Source organism: Lacrimispora struthionigena (genome assembly GCF_048627165.1).
GTDB lineage: Bacteria > Bacillota > Clostridia > Lachnospirales > Lachnospiraceae > Lacrimispora.
The window spans coordinates 895,104-911,710 of the sequence record NZ_JBMBWP010000001.1 but is presented as its reverse complement, the minus strand read 5'-3'; the positions used below and the strand labels follow the sequence as shown (position 1 = coordinate 911,710).

At 44.3% G+C, this 16,607-nt stretch carries 18 protein-coding genes; 3 read left to right on the top strand and 15 right to left on the bottom strand.

What is annotated here, in order from left to right:
* Positions 1-24: 24 nt before the first annotated feature.
* From ACOAOT_RS04180 to ACOAOT_RS04155, 6 genes are read right to left on the bottom strand one after another with little or no spacing between them, the layout of a single operon-like run.
* Positions 25-1,464: an AMP-binding protein gene (locus ACOAOT_RS04180; RefSeq protein ID WP_420215824.1), complete on the bottom strand. Its 1,440-nt coding sequence runs from the start codon at positions 1,462-1,464 to the stop codon at positions 25-27.
* Positions 1,451-2,686, bottom strand: a complete 1,236-nt coding sequence (locus tag ACOAOT_RS04175) for an acyl-CoA reductase (protein WP_420215823.1) — start codon at positions 2,684-2,686, stop codon at positions 1,451-1,453. The genes ACOAOT_RS04180 and ACOAOT_RS04175 overlap by 14 nt, the downstream gene beginning before the upstream one ends.
* Complete coding sequence (locus ACOAOT_RS04170) at positions 2,646-3,719, bottom strand: LuxE/PaaK family acyltransferase (protein ID WP_420215822.1); 1,074 nt, start codon at positions 3,717-3,719, stop codon at positions 2,646-2,648. Before ACOAOT_RS04170 ends, ACOAOT_RS04175 begins: the two co-directional genes overlap by 41 nt.
* Before the next feature lie 44 nt (positions 3,720-3,763).
* On the bottom strand, positions 3,764-4,000 hold the full coding sequence (locus tag ACOAOT_RS04165) for an acyl carrier protein (RefSeq protein ID WP_104436959.1): 237 nt from the start codon (positions 3,998-4,000) through the stop codon (positions 3,764-3,766).
* A gap of 40 nt (positions 4,001-4,040) precedes the next feature.
* A complete protein-coding gene (locus ACOAOT_RS04160) occupies positions 4,041-4,763 on the bottom strand; it encodes a MaoC family dehydratase (RefSeq protein WP_420215821.1) in 723 nt (240 codons plus the stop codon).
* Positions 4,764-4,783: 20 nt separating this feature from the next.
* Positions 4,784-5,674 (bottom strand): LysR family transcriptional regulator, encoded by an 891-nt coding sequence (locus ACOAOT_RS04155; protein WP_420215820.1) that lies wholly within the window; start codon positions 5,672-5,674, stop codon positions 4,784-4,786.
* 114 nt (positions 5,675-5,788) lie between these two features.
* Between ACOAOT_RS04155 and ACOAOT_RS04150 the strand changes: the two genes are divergently transcribed.
* The gene (locus ACOAOT_RS04150; RefSeq protein WP_420215819.1) at positions 5,789-6,076 is read left to right on the top strand and encodes a NifU family protein; all 288 of its coding nucleotides are present in this window, start codon (positions 5,789-5,791) and stop codon (positions 6,074-6,076) included.
* Positions 6,077-6,175: 99 nt separating this feature from the next.
* Here ACOAOT_RS04150 and ACOAOT_RS04145 read toward each other — a convergent pair whose 3' ends face one another.
* The 6 genes from ACOAOT_RS04145 to ACOAOT_RS04120 all read right to left on the bottom strand — a co-directional run bounded on the left by ACOAOT_RS04145 (position 6,176) and on the right by ACOAOT_RS04120 (position 13,213).
* Positions 6,176-6,508 (bottom strand): hypothetical protein, encoded by a 333-nt coding sequence (locus ACOAOT_RS04145; RefSeq protein ID WP_420215818.1) that lies wholly within the window; start codon positions 6,506-6,508, stop codon positions 6,176-6,178.
* Positions 6,509-6,529: 21 nt separating this feature from the next.
* Complete coding sequence (locus ACOAOT_RS04140; RefSeq protein ID WP_420215817.1) at positions 6,530-7,837, bottom strand: acetyl-CoA hydrolase/transferase family protein; 1,308 nt, start codon at positions 7,835-7,837, stop codon at positions 6,530-6,532.
* A gap of 4 nt (positions 7,838-7,841) precedes the next feature.
* Positions 7,842-9,158, bottom strand: a complete 1,317-nt coding sequence (locus ACOAOT_RS04135; protein ID WP_420215816.1) for an acetyl-CoA hydrolase/transferase family protein — start codon at positions 9,156-9,158, stop codon at positions 7,842-7,844.
* 39 nt (positions 9,159-9,197) lie between these two features.
* Positions 9,198-10,646, bottom strand: a complete 1,449-nt coding sequence (locus ACOAOT_RS04130) for a 4-hydroxyphenylacetate 3-hydroxylase family protein (protein WP_420215815.1) — start codon at positions 10,644-10,646, stop codon at positions 9,198-9,200.
* Between the two features lie 81 nt (positions 10,647-10,727).
* The gene (locus ACOAOT_RS04125; RefSeq protein ID WP_420215814.1) at positions 10,728-11,843 is read right to left on the bottom strand and encodes a 4-hydroxybutyrate dehydrogenase; all 1,116 of its coding nucleotides are present in this window, start codon (positions 11,841-11,843) and stop codon (positions 10,728-10,730) included.
* Between the two features lie 11 nt (positions 11,844-11,854).
* Positions 11,855-13,213: an aldehyde dehydrogenase family protein gene (locus ACOAOT_RS04120; protein ID WP_420215813.1), complete on the bottom strand. Its 1,359-nt coding sequence runs from the start codon at positions 13,211-13,213 to the stop codon at positions 11,855-11,857.
* Between the two features lie 488 nt (positions 13,214-13,701).
* Here ACOAOT_RS04120 and ACOAOT_RS04115 point away from each other — a divergent pair, with 488 nt between their 5' ends.
* Together ACOAOT_RS04115 and ACOAOT_RS04110 are read left to right on the top strand one after the other, a co-directional pair.
* The gene (locus ACOAOT_RS04115) at positions 13,702-14,595 is read left to right on the top strand and encodes a LysR family transcriptional regulator (protein WP_420215812.1); all 894 of its coding nucleotides are present in this window, start codon (positions 13,702-13,704) and stop codon (positions 14,593-14,595) included.
* 196 nt (positions 14,596-14,791) lie between these two features.
* Entirely contained in the window at positions 14,792-15,250 is a 459-nt protein-coding gene (locus ACOAOT_RS04110) for a DUF2798 domain-containing protein (RefSeq protein ID WP_420215811.1), read from the top strand.
* A gap of 188 nt (positions 15,251-15,438) precedes the next feature.
* Here the strand turns inward: ACOAOT_RS04110 and ACOAOT_RS04105 are convergent, their stop codons facing one another.
* From ACOAOT_RS04105 to ACOAOT_RS04095, 3 genes are read right to left on the bottom strand one after another with little or no spacing between them, the layout of a single operon-like run.
* Positions 15,439-15,837 (bottom strand): ribosomal maturation YjgA family protein, encoded by a 399-nt coding sequence (locus tag ACOAOT_RS04105; protein ID WP_420215810.1) that lies wholly within the window; start codon positions 15,835-15,837, stop codon positions 15,439-15,441.
* Positions 15,797-16,147 carry an MmcQ/YjbR family DNA-binding protein gene (locus ACOAOT_RS04100; RefSeq protein WP_420215809.1) on the bottom strand — a complete coding sequence of 117 codons (351 nt, stop codon included), beginning with the start codon at positions 16,145-16,147 and terminating at the stop codon, positions 15,797-15,799. The genes ACOAOT_RS04105 and ACOAOT_RS04100 overlap by 41 nt, the downstream gene beginning before the upstream one ends.
* Before the next feature lie 38 nt (positions 16,148-16,185).
* Complete coding sequence (locus ACOAOT_RS04095; RefSeq protein WP_420216652.1) at positions 16,186-16,590, bottom strand: (deoxy)nucleoside triphosphate pyrophosphohydrolase; 405 nt, start codon at positions 16,588-16,590, stop codon at positions 16,186-16,188.
* Positions 16,591-16,607 lie beyond the last annotated feature (17 nt).

Here is a 16,607-nt window from a genome sequence, read left to right as displayed (position 1 = left end):
TTTTACACACCGGCATAAATGCCGTTATTTACATTCCATTCTGTTATCAGCTGTTGTTTCCAATTCCTGATACAGGGTTTTTCCCGATTCATTTTTGGGGATTTTATTTCGATACCTTACAGCTGCTGCTCTGCCGATTCCAGTTACGCGGTATAAGTAATCCAAAATCTCCTTCCCTGCATCTGGTGATGAGCAATCCGTGTAAATTGTAAGATTGTCATCGGTTCCCACACATGCAAAATCAATTTCTTCATATTGTTCCTTCAAAAGACGTTCCACTTCATCCAGATTCACCCTGCTGCCATACACTTTGATAAAGCGTTTTTTTCTGCCAGTTATATAGTAATAACCCTCACTGTCCCGGATGGCTATATCGCCGGTATGCAGAACGCCCCTCCGTTCATCCGGTTTGATTAGGTCGTCTTTGCAGCAGGCGTAACCAAGGGTTACATTCTTCCCCTGATATACCAGTTCTCCCGGGCTGTCTGGCTCTATAACCTCATTGCCCTGTTCATCCTCCAGCCAGAATCTGCCGCCCGGTATGGCAATCCCCATGCTTCCGCACTTCTCCAGCGATTTATCAGCTGGGAGATACCCCATTCTTGCCGTCGCTTCCGTCTGACCGTACATAACAATGAATTTTCTGTTGGTCCGTTTCGCATATAGGGCAAATTCTTTGTGGAGACTGGCCGGCAGCTTACCGCCTGCCTGTGTCATGGTTTTTAAATCCGGCAGATCCATTTCCATAAAACCAATTCGCTTTAGAATCTGATACGTATAGGGTACACCCGCAAGTGACGAAGCCTTGTTCTTTCTTGCAAAATCCCAGAAGGCAGGCTCCAGCACTCCATATTTGGTGATTAAAAGTGTGCAGCCCATTAAAACATGGCTGTTAATTATGGAAAGACCATATGTATAATTCATAGGTAATGTGGTGATTGGCCGCTCATTGGCATCAATCTCCAGATAGGAAGCTATGGATCTTCCATTGGCATCAATATTCCCGCTGCTTTGCCTGACCAGCTTGGGGCTTCCTGTACTTCCTGATGTAGTCAGCAGAAGGGAGAGTTCACTATAAAGGGCTGGGAGCAGTTTTTCATTTCTTCTGCAAAGGCAGTAACTGCCAAACTGCCAGATGACTTCACTGCCTTCTGCCTTCTCAATACAGGTTTCCGGTACGTACAGGAAGGCGGGGTGATATTCCCCTATGAGACTATTTAAAAGGCTTGGGTGGATACGGCTTTCCAGCATCAGTGGGACAATGCCGGTTTTCAGACAGCCAAGATAACCAAACAGTGATTCTATGGTATTCTCACAAAGAATAAAAATCAGCCTTTTTCCACCGACTTTACTGTACAGTTCTCCTGAAAATGCATCCAACTGATCATATGTGACCTTACTGTCCTTATCATCCACTGCCAGAATTTTGTCACCGTATATCTTTTCCTTTTCAAACAAAAGCATCTTGTGCCTCCCTTCCGATCTGTCTGGACAGCACAGCGATGAAATCCTGACCATCCCATACTGGATCCATATCCGCCGCCCGCCCGGCCGGCACGATCCGATGGACTCCAAAGAGATGATTTTTTATTACAAAATCCACTAATTCCTGTTCTTCTATTCCATGGTATGTTATGGTCTGAAGACGGCCTGATGCCAGATGAGTGAGGGCCTTTCTCCAGTCTCCCCGGTATTCGAAAAACATACCAAAAGCGCCCCGAAGCTGATCAATGTCTGAGGGAATGTCCCCCAGCTCCATTGTATACAGGCGGTTCCCATAACGGCTGATCTTTGTTTCCCCGTCCAGTGTCATGGCATATCTGCACAGCAGTTCATATTTGGCCATTGCTTTATGGGCTGTCAGATCATAAGACCGGGCTTCCTCATCAACTGCATTCCACCAGCGCACTCTGGCGTTTTCTGCTTCTGTTGATTCTTCCACCTGATTCCATATGACAATTGCAGGGCTGGAACAGGCATTCTGATCCAAAAGATAGGTGTCGTTGTAAAACCTGTGGGCGAGATTCTTTAATTCCTCCTCTGTTATCTTTCCCAGCTGCAAGGAATCCAGGATGCAAATGGAATACCGGTTCGGAAAATTCAGCTGCACTGCATCTGGCCTGATGCGCATGCATCTGACTTCCATTATGGTCCTGTCACCGCCCCACACCACACAGCCTGCGCAGTCCGAAAGCGCCTCTCTCACCGCCAGGGAATCCCTCTGACAGGAAAAGACTGAGATCCGCCTCCTCATCCCCTTATATTCAGGGCGGGTCAGAATGCGATCCATGATGCGGCACAGGATTTGATCCTGTTCCTGGCTTTTAGAAGAGATACGGACAGAACAACTGTTACCTGCCAGCAATCCCATCATAAGGCTGTATCCAAACAATACCGGAACATTTGAGGCTGGTATGTGAAAAATAACTCCACGCCCCAGACGAAAACGCCCATCGTCATACCTTTTTCTGAATTCCTCCATGTGAGATCTGCGGCACCAGAAACCAAAGGCCGCCAGCTGTTCATATTTTCTTCTCTCCCTGCGTATTTCCCTGGACAGCTGCTCCAGAAAATCCAGTACCGGAGCCGCAAAGGGTTCCCACGGCTCTTTCTCCAGCTGTCTTACCCCTGCAAGAATAACCACTTCATCCTTCATAGGTATCACTGCACCCCCTGACCGGGGCATATTTGATTCTCCCCGTCACCTTAAAATATTTCCCCAGGCGTCCGCACAGGCAGTCATCTTCGCCTATGATAATCCCTTCATCCTCTGTGAGTATGGAATGTCCCGGATAGGACCGGGGCAGGGGGGATAAAATCTGAATAATACCTTTTTCCCCGTATTCACAGGGAGTAAAATCCACTGCCCTTCTGGTTATAATGTCCGAATAAACACTGGCATGAAGATTGCCGCATGGGCATTCCATGTAAATACAGCCCGTCTGTTCGGCCATTCCATAATAATTATGGATGCGGCTGATCCCTGTTACCGAATATATCCGCTTTTTAAACTCATCCGAAGAAACCGACTGGCTTATCAGCTTCTTCCAGCCTCCGCCATGGACAAGAACAGCATTATCCAGTTCCAGCTTCTTTCCCTGTCTGGCAAGGGCTTCGTAGAAGTATTTCCAGATTATATATGTAAATCCAAAGACGAGTACCCGTGTATCTTTGTATCGTTTCAGGAACCCTTCAACAGCCTCCATATTCAACTCCATGTCACTGGTGAGGGCATAGCATATGTGGGAGGAAAAAATAGAAAACCCCAGTATCCCGGCCCCTCTGGCAGAAAACATCTTCCTGTCTTTCAGTACGTCCGGACTGTCGATTACAAGAAGCGGAAGCCGTTGATCTCCAAAGAAATCTTCCCCTATGCCCGCCAGCGCCAGCTGCTGGTATCTGGCAGTGTCTGTGTCCAGAAAAACCTTTGATACCTCCTGCCCCTTTGTTCCGGAGGAGGTCATTGTTTTAAAAATATGTCCAGGGGGAACGCTCATCAGTTCCATACTCTTAAAAAGACCAATTGGTAGCATGGGGATTTCCTCTTCCTCCATGCTTCTGCCTGAAGGAATCTCCAGAGCTTTTAACAACTTCTCATATGGCGGGCAGTGCTGTCTGTGGTATTCTGTCAGTTCTGTCAGCCATTCCCTGAACAATTCCCTTTTTTCTGCCCTGCAAAGGGAATATGGTTTCCTTGCCAGAATCATTTCATAATCCATGTCAATCTTCCCCTTTTCTTCAGACATCTCGCCAATCATCATACTTAAATCATCACACCATATTTTTTCATTACTTCTTTCCCCTTTTCATAGGAAGAAAAGTTCATAACATCTGCTGTATTAAAGTGAATATCAAACACTTCTTCTAAATCAGTAACCAGATCCATATGTCCCATGGAATCCCAGGTACTGATTCCTCTATACTTCAAATCTTCTAAATCTTCCTTTTTCACCCTTAAATCCTTTATAAACAACTGATCATATTTTTCCAAATTCGTCATTGTCTGATCCCTTTCCTCTGAGGTGGTATTGAATCCGTCTTTAAACAGGTCCGGTTGCTTCGAATAAGCGTTTCATCATCATCTGGCTGCAGCTGGACGTCAACACCCGTTCCCCATACTGATTTTTGCAGGTTCCCCTAAATAATCCCACATAGCAGTCATCCCGTTCCTCATAAGAGAGGAATTCCACTTTAATTTCTATGGTATCTCCCTGATAAACCGGGCGTATGAATCTGGTGGTATGTTCCATATACAACGTGCCGCTGCCAGGAAGCTCCGTTCCCATGACAGAGGAAACCAGAGAATCCAGAAACATGCCGTGAACCGGAGGGCCTTTAAATCCAGCCATCTCTGCAAATCCAGAATCCAGATGCAGCAGGCTTTCATCTCCTGTAAGCGCTGCAAAACGATGTACATCCTCGCTGGTCACCAACCGCCGCCTCACTGCCTTCTCGTGGAGGTGGAGAACTTTCTTTTCCCGGTTATCAGAGGAAGCGCTTTTTTCCTCAGCCCGGATCTCCTGTTCCAGACGTATAAAACCTGTCTCATCCCACAAAAGCACCACCTTTTTGCAGTCCTTAAGACCGCTCACATCTGCGCACCTGCGGCTGCACCCGCAGACCACCATCCAAATGTCGCATACGGCTTCTGTATCTGAGGTAACATACTCATGTCCGGGGTTGGCTTCCCTGAATTTGCGGACCCTGCTGCATCTGTCATATACCGGATTACAGCCGCCGCAGTATTTAATTCCGATTTTCATGTCATACCTCCCCCATCATTCTATTCCCGGGATTCCAGCATACACTGCAGCTTCTTTGCGGCTGCGCTCAACGGCCGTTTGCTGTCACTGACAATGCAAATATCCCGCTGGGGTATGTGCTCATACAGATTTATCTCCACAATTTCCCCCTTTTCAACCAGAGGCCGCGCAAATTCCTCTGGCACAAACCCGATCCCGAGATTCTTAAGGATAATCGGGAGAATCAGATCCATGGACGCTACCTCAATGGATGGACGCATGGTCAGACCGCATGAGCGATAAAATTCCTGAAAAAATTGAAATGTGGTGGTGTTTTCCGACATGGTGATTAGCGGCAGTTTTCCTACCTCTTCCAGATAAACAACCCTTCCCGCATACTCTTTGTATATGGGACCGCCCACCAGTACGCTGTTAAAATCCTTTACCTTTACCACTTTCAATGACTGTTCATGGTCAAAGGGCGTGGTGATAATTGCCAGATCGATCTTTCCGGCTTTCAGCTCATTGAGTGTCTGGGGCGTATTATAGTTGAAAATATTTATTTTTACCTGGATATACTGTTCCTGGAACTGCTTTAAGCTGGCTACCAGGTAAGAAAGCATAGCCATCTGTGTAGCCCCCACATTGATGTACTCATGTTGCTCTCCCAGGAGTTCTCTCAGTTTTTCCTCTCCCTGTATCAGCTGCTGGCAGGCAGGCGCAACATAACTGTAAAGCATTTCTCCTTCTGCAGTCAGCGTAACCCCTTTTCTGGAACGGATAAATAACTTGCACCCTAATATATTCTCAAGATTCTGCATGCAGTAGGTTACTGATGGCTGGCTGGTCACCAGGGCATTGGCCGCCCTGGTAAGGTTTTTATATTTTGCTACGTAATAAAAAATCTTGTAATGTTCAAAATTTGCAGTCATACCACTACTTCTTTCTAATCATTTTTTATCTTTATCCATCAAGTTTTCATATCATGGCATCAATTGACAAACCGTCTGCCCGCTGTTAAACTACAAGGCATAGGAGGGTTACCAATGGAGATCACAATTCAACAAATAGAAGCGATTCTTGATACAAAAGTGCGTCCGGCATTAGCTGAGCACAATGGCGATGTTATGATACAAAGCCTGGAAGATCATGTTTTAAAGGTAAGGTTAACGGGAAAATGTTCCGGCTGCCCGGCTGCCCACAGTACCAATGAGGAACTGATCACTGCCGAAGTCCAGTCTGCTTTTCCTTCCATTCAGGACGTCATTCTGGTAGAAGAAATCAATCCGGAATTAATTGATATGGCCCATAAGATACTGAACCATAAAATCTAGAGGGAAACAAAGCCGGATTATGGTATAACAACCACATCATTCTGACCCGGGCACACCCCGGGTCCCTGACGCAGTGGAGTATGTCACAATTGGTGCGTACTATAATAAGTCTGCTGTTTCTCCCTCTCTAAGCTTATCAAGTTTTACATTTCTTACATAAAGCCACATATCAAATGATATCTCAGCAAAGTTAAGCACATAGAAAAACCAGGAAAGAAAGAACAGCCAGTCATAATTAGATGCATATTGAAACTGAATAAACTTCCTTGCTATGCCAAAGATATATCCCAGCCATATAAAAAATTCAAACTGAAGGCTCTTGCCTTTGGCCGTTTTTGATACATAAGATTTGTAAACGGAGAACGGCCAGGACAAACCAAACCCTACGATCATGAGTGTTTCCAGCAAATCTGAGATCATTGTTACAGTCATATATTACCCCCTTGTACATTGTTATAGTGCTTCCCCAAAACGCTTCTCAAATTCCACTGACAGATCATCCCGGAATGCAGGTGCTGCAATATTGATTAAAGCCCTTGCTCTTGCTCTTAAGGATTTTCCTTTCAGATGAGCGACCCCGTACTCTGTCACAATATAATCCACATCATTTCTGCTTGTGGTGACAGCTGCCCCCTGTGTCAGAAATGGAACAATTTTCGATATGGTTCCTCCCTTGGTGGTGGCTCCGAAAGCAATGATTGACCTTCCGCCTTTGGATGCGGACGCTCCCCTCACAAAGTCCATCTGTCCGCCCACTGCCGAGTACTGCTTGAGTCCGATTGTCTCTGCACAGACCTGCCCCATTAAATCCGTCTGCAAAGCTGAGTTAATGGATACCACATTGTCATTCTGGCTTATGATGAACGGATCATTGACATAACTCACCGGTTTCATGCAAATGGCAGGATTATCGTTGACAAAGTCATACAACTCCTTTGTGCCCATCATAAAGGTAATGACCATTCTTCCTTTATCAATGTTTTTCCGTTTACCGGTAATTGCCCCTGTCTCATACAGATCCATCAGCCCATCGGAAATCATCTCGGAATGGATTCCCAGATCCTTCTTATCACCGAGAAATTTAAGCACTGCATCAGGAATTGCACCGATTCCAAGCTGCAGGCAGTCCCCATCCCGTACCAGTGAAGCTATATTGGCGCCTATTTTTTCCTCCACCTCTCCGATTTCCGGACGGCCATGTTCGTGGATTGGTTCATCACTCTCCACAATTGCTTCCAGATTACTGACGTGAATGAAATTATCACCCATCACCCTTGGCATGTTGGGATTTACCGCGCCGATTACCTTTGTCCCCGGCCTCTCTCCTGCTTCCTTGGCAAAATCGCAGGACAGCCCATAGCTGCAATAACCATGCTCATCCGGCTCAGACAATGTCACAAGGAATACTTCTGCCGGGTCCATATTGGTCACATAGTCCGGTATGCGGTTAAAGAAAACGGGAACAAAATCCCCTTTTCCCTCTGCAACATAATTCCTGCTGCGGGCACCTATGAAGAGGGATGAGTATTTAAAATGCTTCTCCAGCCCAGGCTCAAAAAATTTACAGGTCCCCATATCATGCTGCTGGACAATATGTATCTCTCTTAAATCCTGTTCCACCGCATAATCCACCATTGCGTTTACAAGACAATCCGGCTCTGCTGCTGCATGGCCAATCAGAACGGTATCTCCTGAGTGGATTATCTTTACAGCTTCCTGAGGAGTTTTCAATTTTGAAGCATAGATTTCTCTCCAGTTCATACGGCTACACCTCCTTATATTTTTCGGCAAAACGTCTCTCAAATTCTTCCGCAAGAACGTCCTGAAACTGGGGTGCCGCAATGCGGATCAGCTGACGGGCCCGTTCTCTGAGCGTATTGCCTTTCATCTTAGCGATTCCATGCTCTGTAACGATATAGTCAACGTCATTTCTTGATGTGGTTACGGTTCCTCCCTGGGTCAGATAGGGTACAATTCTGGAAACCGTTCCCGTCTTGGCCGTGGAAGGGAATGCGAGGATTGACCTGCCGCCTTTTGAGAAGGATGCTCCCCTGATAAAGTCCACCTGTCCGCCGATTCCGGAAAACTGTTTCAGCCCCATAGCCTCGGAGCACGCCTCCCCCATCAGATTCACTTCAACCGAAGAGTTGATGGATACCATATTATCATTCTGTCCGATAATGACTGGGTGATTTACATAATCCACCGGGGCCATATAGACACTGGGGTTATCATCTGCAAAATCATAGAGTCTGCGGCTGCCCATAAGGAATGACACCACTATTTTTCCTCTGTTATAATTCTTAGCTACACAATTAATGACTCCCTTTTCATATAAATCAATCACACCATCTGATATCATCTCAGAATGAATGCCCAGATCTTTTTTGTTATCAAGGAATTTAAGGACCGCATCCGGTATCGCTCCGATTCCAAGCTGCAGACAGTCCCCATCGTTCACCATAGAAGCAATGTGCTCTCCAATTGCCATTTCCACATCCCCAATCTGGGGAAGTCCCAGCTCTGGTATGGGGGTGTCGTCTTCCACAATCACATCAATATCGGATACATGGATAAAGCTGTCTCCCAGCGTTCTTGGCATATTGGAATTTACTGCGGCAACCACCTTAGCGCCCTCAACTTCTGCTGCCGGTTTTGTATAGTCACAGGATACACCGAAACTACAGTATCCGTGCTCATCCGGCAGGGATAACGTGACGAAAACCACATCTGGTTTCTTTGTGCTGCGATAAAATTCCGGTGCCTGGTAAAAATAACATGGGGTAAAATCTCCCCGACCGCTGTTCACACAATCTCTGGTCTTTGCTCCAAGAAATAAACTGTTCTCCCGGAAATGTTTCTCCATCCCAGGCTGTGCATAAAGGGAATGCCCCATATCCACCTGCTGATATATTTCTATATCCCTTAAATCCGCCTGCACCGCGTACTCAGTCATTGCATCCACCAGTTTAATGGGTTCGCCCACTGCGTGGCCAATCACCACTTTGTCACCGGATTTTACCACCTTAACAGCCTCTTTTATTGGCTTTAATTTTGAAGTATAGATTTCTCTCCAATTCATACCTGCATATAACCTCCCTCTTAGGTCTAAAATGGGTTTTTAATCCTTTATTTTCGCAATTGCTTTTGCAAGCTCTTTTTTTCTTCCAATATTACCCTGACGGGAAATCATAATCCTCTGTGCCTGGGGCGAGCCAGCTCCATGGAGGGATTCGGTCCTGTATCCCACTGCAGCGGTTCCAAGGGTCAGATTTTCAATTAAACGTAGAATTCTGAGACGGTTTTCGGTGGAGACACCTTCGATTCCCTTTAAATATTTATCCACATAGCCCCCTACAACCGGATCGTTTAAATCCTTCTCAGACGGGGCAGTTACCATAAGACCTCCTGCAATATCCTCTGCCAGACGTGCAATCTCATAGGGATATCTGGTCACATTCTGCTTACATACATTGGCAAGTAACAGGTCGATGATATAATTACCGGAATCGGTGGGTGTTCCTTCCGCGGAGCACGCGATGCCGCAGCAATAAAGTGTTTCATTTAAATGAGTCATCTCAATCAGTTTATCCTTAATATGGGAAACCTTTGGTACGCCGTTATAATCTGCTGCCAGGGCTGCCGCTCCAATTAAAACATCACCTACGCCAACCTTGCATCCGCCGTAGGACTGTCTGTGGTATCCGGCGAACCGTTCCACCAGCATACCGGCATACTCAAATTCACCATTGAGGAAAATGCGGTCGTTGGGGACGAATACGTCATCAAATACAACCAGTGCCTCTACGCCTCCGAATTCACTGTTGCCCACATCCATCTGGGACCCTTCCAGCTTTCTGGTATCGCAGGACTGCCTTCCGATAATCATCACGATTCCTTCTGCATCCACAGGAACTGCAAAGGATATTGCGTAATCCTTGTCATCCGGTCCCATGGCAACGGTAGGCATGACAATCACTTCCTGTGAGTTGATAATACCTGTCTGATGTGCCTTTGCGCCTCTGACTACGATTCCGTCATCCCTTCGCTCCACAACTCTTAAATACATATCCGGATCTGGCTGTGCATGAGGTGCCAGACCCCTGTCGCCCTTTGGATCTGTCATTGCTCCGTCTACAGTCAAATCCTTATCCTGTACCATACGGAGATATTTTTTAAAATTCTCATGATAACTGGTGCCGTATTTTGCATCAATTTCATAGGTCGTTGACCATTCAGCATTGAAAGCATCCATTCCCACACACCGCTGGAAACAGGCAGCCGTCTTCTGTCCGCAGAGCCGTTGCATCTTAACCTTTTTAATTAAATCATCCGTGCTTCTGTGAATGTTAGCAAAACGGTTGATTTTACGTCCATCCTCTAAAGTTACTGTCATAAGATCCTCGTATTCCGGAAGCTGAGCCAGATCGTAGGTAGCTTTCACAGAATTAAGGGACGGTCTTAAAATCGGATGGTCAATTGGGTTTTCAATCTTCTCCCCAAACATGTAAATATTAAGTTTCAGTTTCCGCATACTTTCCACATATTCTTCACCAGTCATTAATGCCATAATCTTCTTCTCCTTTTCATGCGCTCCGACCCTCGTCACCTATCTGGGAGCGCAGTTTTATTTCCATCATTGACAGCCAGATTAATACAGTTCCTGATAAATTTTAAGCACCCGGTCCGCATCAAGGGGTACAAAGTTATTTGCCATAAGACGACCCTGCCGTTCCATGACGCTCTTTGTAAATACCTCAAGCTCTTCCTGCTTTACACCATACTGGCGGAGCGTCTTCTTTGGAAGAATTGTTCCAAGCAGTTCATCAAGCTTGTCATAAACCACATCATTTTGGCAACCCAGCAGACTTCCAAGAAACTGATTCATTACTGCAATCTCGCCGTCCTGCCTGATCTCCATATAATTTTTAAGCACCCCTGTAAACATGGCATAGTTGCTCTCCCCGTGAGCAACGTGATAGGTTCCTCCCAACGGATAGCTGGTAGCATGGACAGCCGCACAGCCGGCCGTTCCAAATGCAATCCCTGCATAGTTGCTTGCAATGAGAAAATCCTTTATAAGGGGAAGTCTTGCATCGATTCCTTCAGCTGCAATTTTCTGATAACCCCTGATGATCATTTCAATTGCTTTGTAACCAAATAGCTTTGTAAATGGCGTTGCCTTGGGAGACAGGCTTGACTCCACCGCGTGAACCAGAGCATCAATGGAGCTGGTGGCAAACACGGCAAATGGCAGTCCGTTTAAAAGTTCCGGAACCAGCACAGCCTCATCCGCATACATATGGGGTGACACCAGTCCTACCTTGGTTCCCAGCCTGGTCCGGTTGATAATGGAAATATTGGTGACTTCACTTCCGGTTCCACAGGTTGTGGGCAGAATCACAAGTTCCCGTTTCTTTTGGATTTTTTCAGGTTCGGCATAAAGGGAATCCAGCGGGTCCCCTGCAGACACCGCCATAACCTTGGCAATATCAATCACCGTGCCGCCGCCTATAGCTATAATCCGCCTGCAGTCTGTCTTTGCAGCTGCTTCAAGGATGGCATCCACCATGATATCTGTGGGCTCTCCCGTCCCGTATTCCTCCTGAAAAATGGTATGGGCATTCAGCCCAAGTGTTCCGAAATACGGTTTGTATATGTATTCGTTGGTCAGTATGAGGTCACCACTTCCAAGGTGGAACTCACTGGCAAATTCTTTACAGGTATCGTAGTAGGATATCTGGGATTTTAAAATAATTTCTTTCATTTCAAGCCTCCCTATGCAAAAATCTCTTCATCCGTCGGCTGTTTCCAATCCTTTTTTACAAATGCAATCCGGCTCTTGTTCATCAGGTGGGTATAGAACAGGTTCTCGCTGATCGCATTGTTGCCCCAGCTTCCGCATCCCAGTGTGGTGGTAGGATTCAAGGAGTTTGCAAACGCACCCCCTGCCATGCTGGAACAGGTCTGATTCACTACCACCCGGCTTACAGGAAGCTTTATACCTGCATATTCAATGTGATTTTTATCGTTGGACTGAATGTCTGCTGAATGGCCCTCACCTTCATATACCAGATTGTCATATGCAATCTGAACCGCCTCTTCCCATGTCTGATAGCTGTATGCAGCCATCATCGGACACATCTTCTCCTTGCTCCATACAATTCCCGGCCCATGTTTCTCAGGCTTTACAATTATGACCTTTGTGCCCTGGGGAACGGAAATCCCGGCAAGGTCTGCGATGGTCTTGACTGACTGGCCAACAACTTTTTTGTTGATCACTCCATTGGGGAATACCACTTCTGCCAGTTTATCAATCACCGCTTTATCATTAATGTAGTAAGCTCCCTGAGACACAAATTCCTTTATCACGGTATCGTAATCTTTCTCCGGTGCTATGATTGTCTGGGTTCCGGAACAGATAATGCCATTGTCAAAGATACGGCTGGCAATCATTCTTCCTGCTGCAGCCTTATAATCGATTCCTTCATCAATCAGTCCCTGCACATTGCCGGGGCCCACGCCATAGCTTGGTTTACCGCTGGAATAAGCGGACTTTACAACACCAGCTCCGCCGGTCGCCAGTACAACATCACAGGCAGCCATCAGTTCGTTGGTAAGCTCGATCGACGGTTCTTCGATTACCAGGAAAATATCTCTTGGAACACCCATGCGGTCCAGCTCTTTGTAATACAGCTCAGCTACTGCCATGGCACATTTTTTGCTGCGCGGGTGAGGTGCAATAATAATCGTATTCTGGCATTTTACGGCATACATGGCATTACACATGGGGGTAACAATGGGGTTGGTGCAGGGTGTGGCAGCTGCAATGACACCCATTGGCTTTGCCACCTCAATCAGCCCTGCTTCCTCATCTGTTCCAATGACGCCAATGGACCTTTTGCTCTTTAATGCATTCCAGATGATTCTGGATTTTCCTCTATTCTTAGTGACCTTGTCTTCATAAACACCCATCCGGCTTTCCTCAACAGCAAGCTTTGCAAGCGGTTCTGCATTGTCAAAAATAACTTTTGCAAACATCTTTACAATGGCATCTGTCTTTTCCTGGTCATAGGAACGCAGAACCTGCTGTGCATTTCTGGAACGTTCTACTAATGATTGGATTAATTGGTTCATTTTTGTTATCTCCTTTGATAGTGATTTTTTTAACATTGTTTCTATGGTTCATTCTAATTCCTTTTGCCTGTATTTAAAAATACTAATAACTTATCATAAACAATAGGATTTTTTATGGTTAATTTTTGGCACTTTTAACAATAAATTAGTAGAATCCAACAATAGTCATATGATTCAAGAGATCAAATCGCAAAATATATCGTTAATTTATTAACTTAGAAACGATAAAAAAACCGTATATAAAGAGATACAATAAACGGATAAGGAAGGTTATTATGGGAAGACGGATGTGATATGTGGATTATGAACGAAACGATATAAAATCGTATTATTAATAAAAGACCGGGATACCGTTGGTCTTGTGGTAAAATATGGGGATACACTTTACTTCTTATATATAGAAGTATATAATAGCTGTTAATATATGTAAAATGTATATATTGTATGTCAGTTATCTAATATTTATATAGCAGATAAAAGGGGGAACTATGGATATTACATATGACTATTACAGAATTTTTTATTATGTGGCTACATGCAAAAGCTTTTCCAAAGCCGCCGGGCTCCTTTCAGCCAACCAGTCCAATATTTCACGTTTCATAAATAATTTAGAGCATCAATTAGGATGTAAGCTTTTCGTGCGATCCAACCGCGGTATCTCTTTGACACCAGAGGGGGAAAAGCTCTATTCCCACGTAAAAATTGCCCAGGAACAGTTCAGAGCGGCTGAGCTGGAACTGATCAATGATAAAAACTTAAGCGGAGGTACCATAACCATCAGCGTCAGTGATACTGCCCTTCACGGTCATCTTCTCCCCATACTTGGGGCATTTCACAGTACCCATCCCGGTATCCATCTTCGCATTCTTACTCACTCCACACCACAGGCAATCCAGGTTCTAAAGAACCGGCTGGTTCACTTTGCAGTTGTGACCACTCCTTCTAATATCAAACCTCCACTGAAAGAAACATGTCTGAAGTCGTTTCAGGAAATATTGATTGGGGGGAAACATTATTCCTTTTTAAAAGACACTCGCCACCATCTGTCGGAGCTGGTTCAGTACCCATTTGTCTGTCTCGGTAAGGATACCGTGACTTATGAGTTTTATTCAAACCTGCTCTTAAAGTATGATCTGGTTTTTAAGCCGGATATAGAAGTGGCATCAACCAATCAGCTGATGCCTATGATTAAAAATGACCTGGGTATCGGTTTTATCCCGGAACGCTTCGCCAAAGAAGCCCTTGAAAATGGGGAGGTTTTCTCAATTCCACTGGAAGAACCGATTCCCAGACGCAGCATCTGTCTGGTGGAAAATACAAGCCGCTGCCTTAGCATTGCCGCAAATGCATTAAAACAGATGATACTATCCCCAGAGTTCTGATACAGTAATCAGTGAGAATGCCTGGAGTCAGGCTGGGGAATATTAATTAATAAAAAAACAAAATAAAGCTTTCATGATATTAATTTTTGTGTTATACTTACTGAGCTAATTTTAAATATGGTACATAATTGGAAACGCACACTCCTCCCGGATGATAACGAACAACACATTCATAATCATTAAGGAGGATTTTTTTATGCCAAAAAACAAATTTCAAGACGTCATTTTCACTGCTATCATGGCAGTTGTAATGGTATATGGAATGATTGTTTACAACGTCGCCCTGAATATGAGAGGGATCACAGCCGGAACATTTATTGCTGCACTTCATGAATTGCCTGTCATGGCTCCAATCGCATTTATTTTAGAATATTTTGTGGTAGGAAAAATAGCAAAGATGCTTGCTTTTAAAGTGGTAAGACCGAATGACAGACCTCAATTTATTACATATGCAATATCGATCTGCATTTGTTGCATTATGTGCCCGGTTATGAGTCTGATTGCAACGATACTCTTTAAAGAACCGGGGTTGGGAACCTGGATCCAGACGTGGGCAATGAATTTCCCAATGGCGATTTTATATCAGATGTTTTATTGCGGACCAGTTGTCAGACTTATTTTTCGACTTATTTTTAGGGAAGCAGAGACTGTATAATTGGGTAAAACTATAAGATACTTGATGGCTATCATTATAAATTGATAAGCGGAGGTTTTCATACCTCCGCTTTTTCTTTATATTTGATGATTTGATTTATTTTATACTAATGTAACACATACGACCTCATATAGGTCTCGTATAGTCAGCGCGACCTTATTTTGTATCTAGCGTGGTATTCAATCGTTTTAACGTATACTTTTACTTTTTTTCCTCTCGAATACTTCAAGCAAAATACACCCAGCACCGTAACATGCAATATCCTTTAGATCAAACACGGAACCTAATACGATTCTTAAAAACCTGTTATCTTCCAGCCCAAGTACGTGTACTAATTTGAAATATTGCAACACCTCTACTCCTGCTGCAAATAAGAATACATACAATGGAAGTAATCTGCATTTTTCTGGTATAAAGATTCTTGTAAAACTGTACACTAAAATTACTACCAACATATCACCTACATATGGCCGTATAAATGAATCATGTACATATAACGCAATTATCACTTCTATAAGCAGGAGCAATGCGAATGCAATCCCATACTTAATTCTTAACTGATTTCTTTTTGTCTTTTGTAAGCTCATAACTCTCTCCAATCATTCTGATAATATCTTTATCTGGAATTGTGCCATCGAGAATTATGGAATTCCAATGTTCTTTATTCTGATGATATGCCGGTATTACAGAAGTAAATGTGCTCCTCCAGAAATCTCTCCACTCCCGGTCACATTTAACGTTTATCCAGATATTGCCTTCCCTCTCATAGATCCAGGCAAATGCTTTCTTATTGGTCTTATGGCGAATTAAAGTCCAGTTACTATCGTGAAAGGGATAATCCTCGTAGACTTCTTTTAATTTCATACATAAAGCTATTACTTCTGAGCGTTCTTTCAAAATCATCACCTTCTTTAAACAATTATGGAAGTAGCAATCTATATTGACATACGAATTTTATCTACTAAAGTTATATCCGCAGGTAACCAGCCCACTGAATTCATTTCATCCTTCGTCAACCATTTTGCATCCTCATGTTCTTTCAAAACAAGATCTCCGGCAACAATTTCTGACCAGAAACAATCCATAGACAGATGAAATGTAGGATAATCATATTCAATGGTATGGATCAACTCTCCTACTGAAATCTCCGTATCTAATTCTTCCTTTATCTCTCTTATAAGTGCCTCTTGAGGAGTTTCACCATCTTCAATTTTTCCACCAGGAAATTCCCAACCACCTTTTAAATCGCCATAACCGCGCTGGGTAGCAAAAATAATTGGTTCTCCCTTTTCATTTAAATCCTTAATCACTGCAGCTATGACCTGTTTGTAGAATTCCATATGGAGAAGACGGTCGG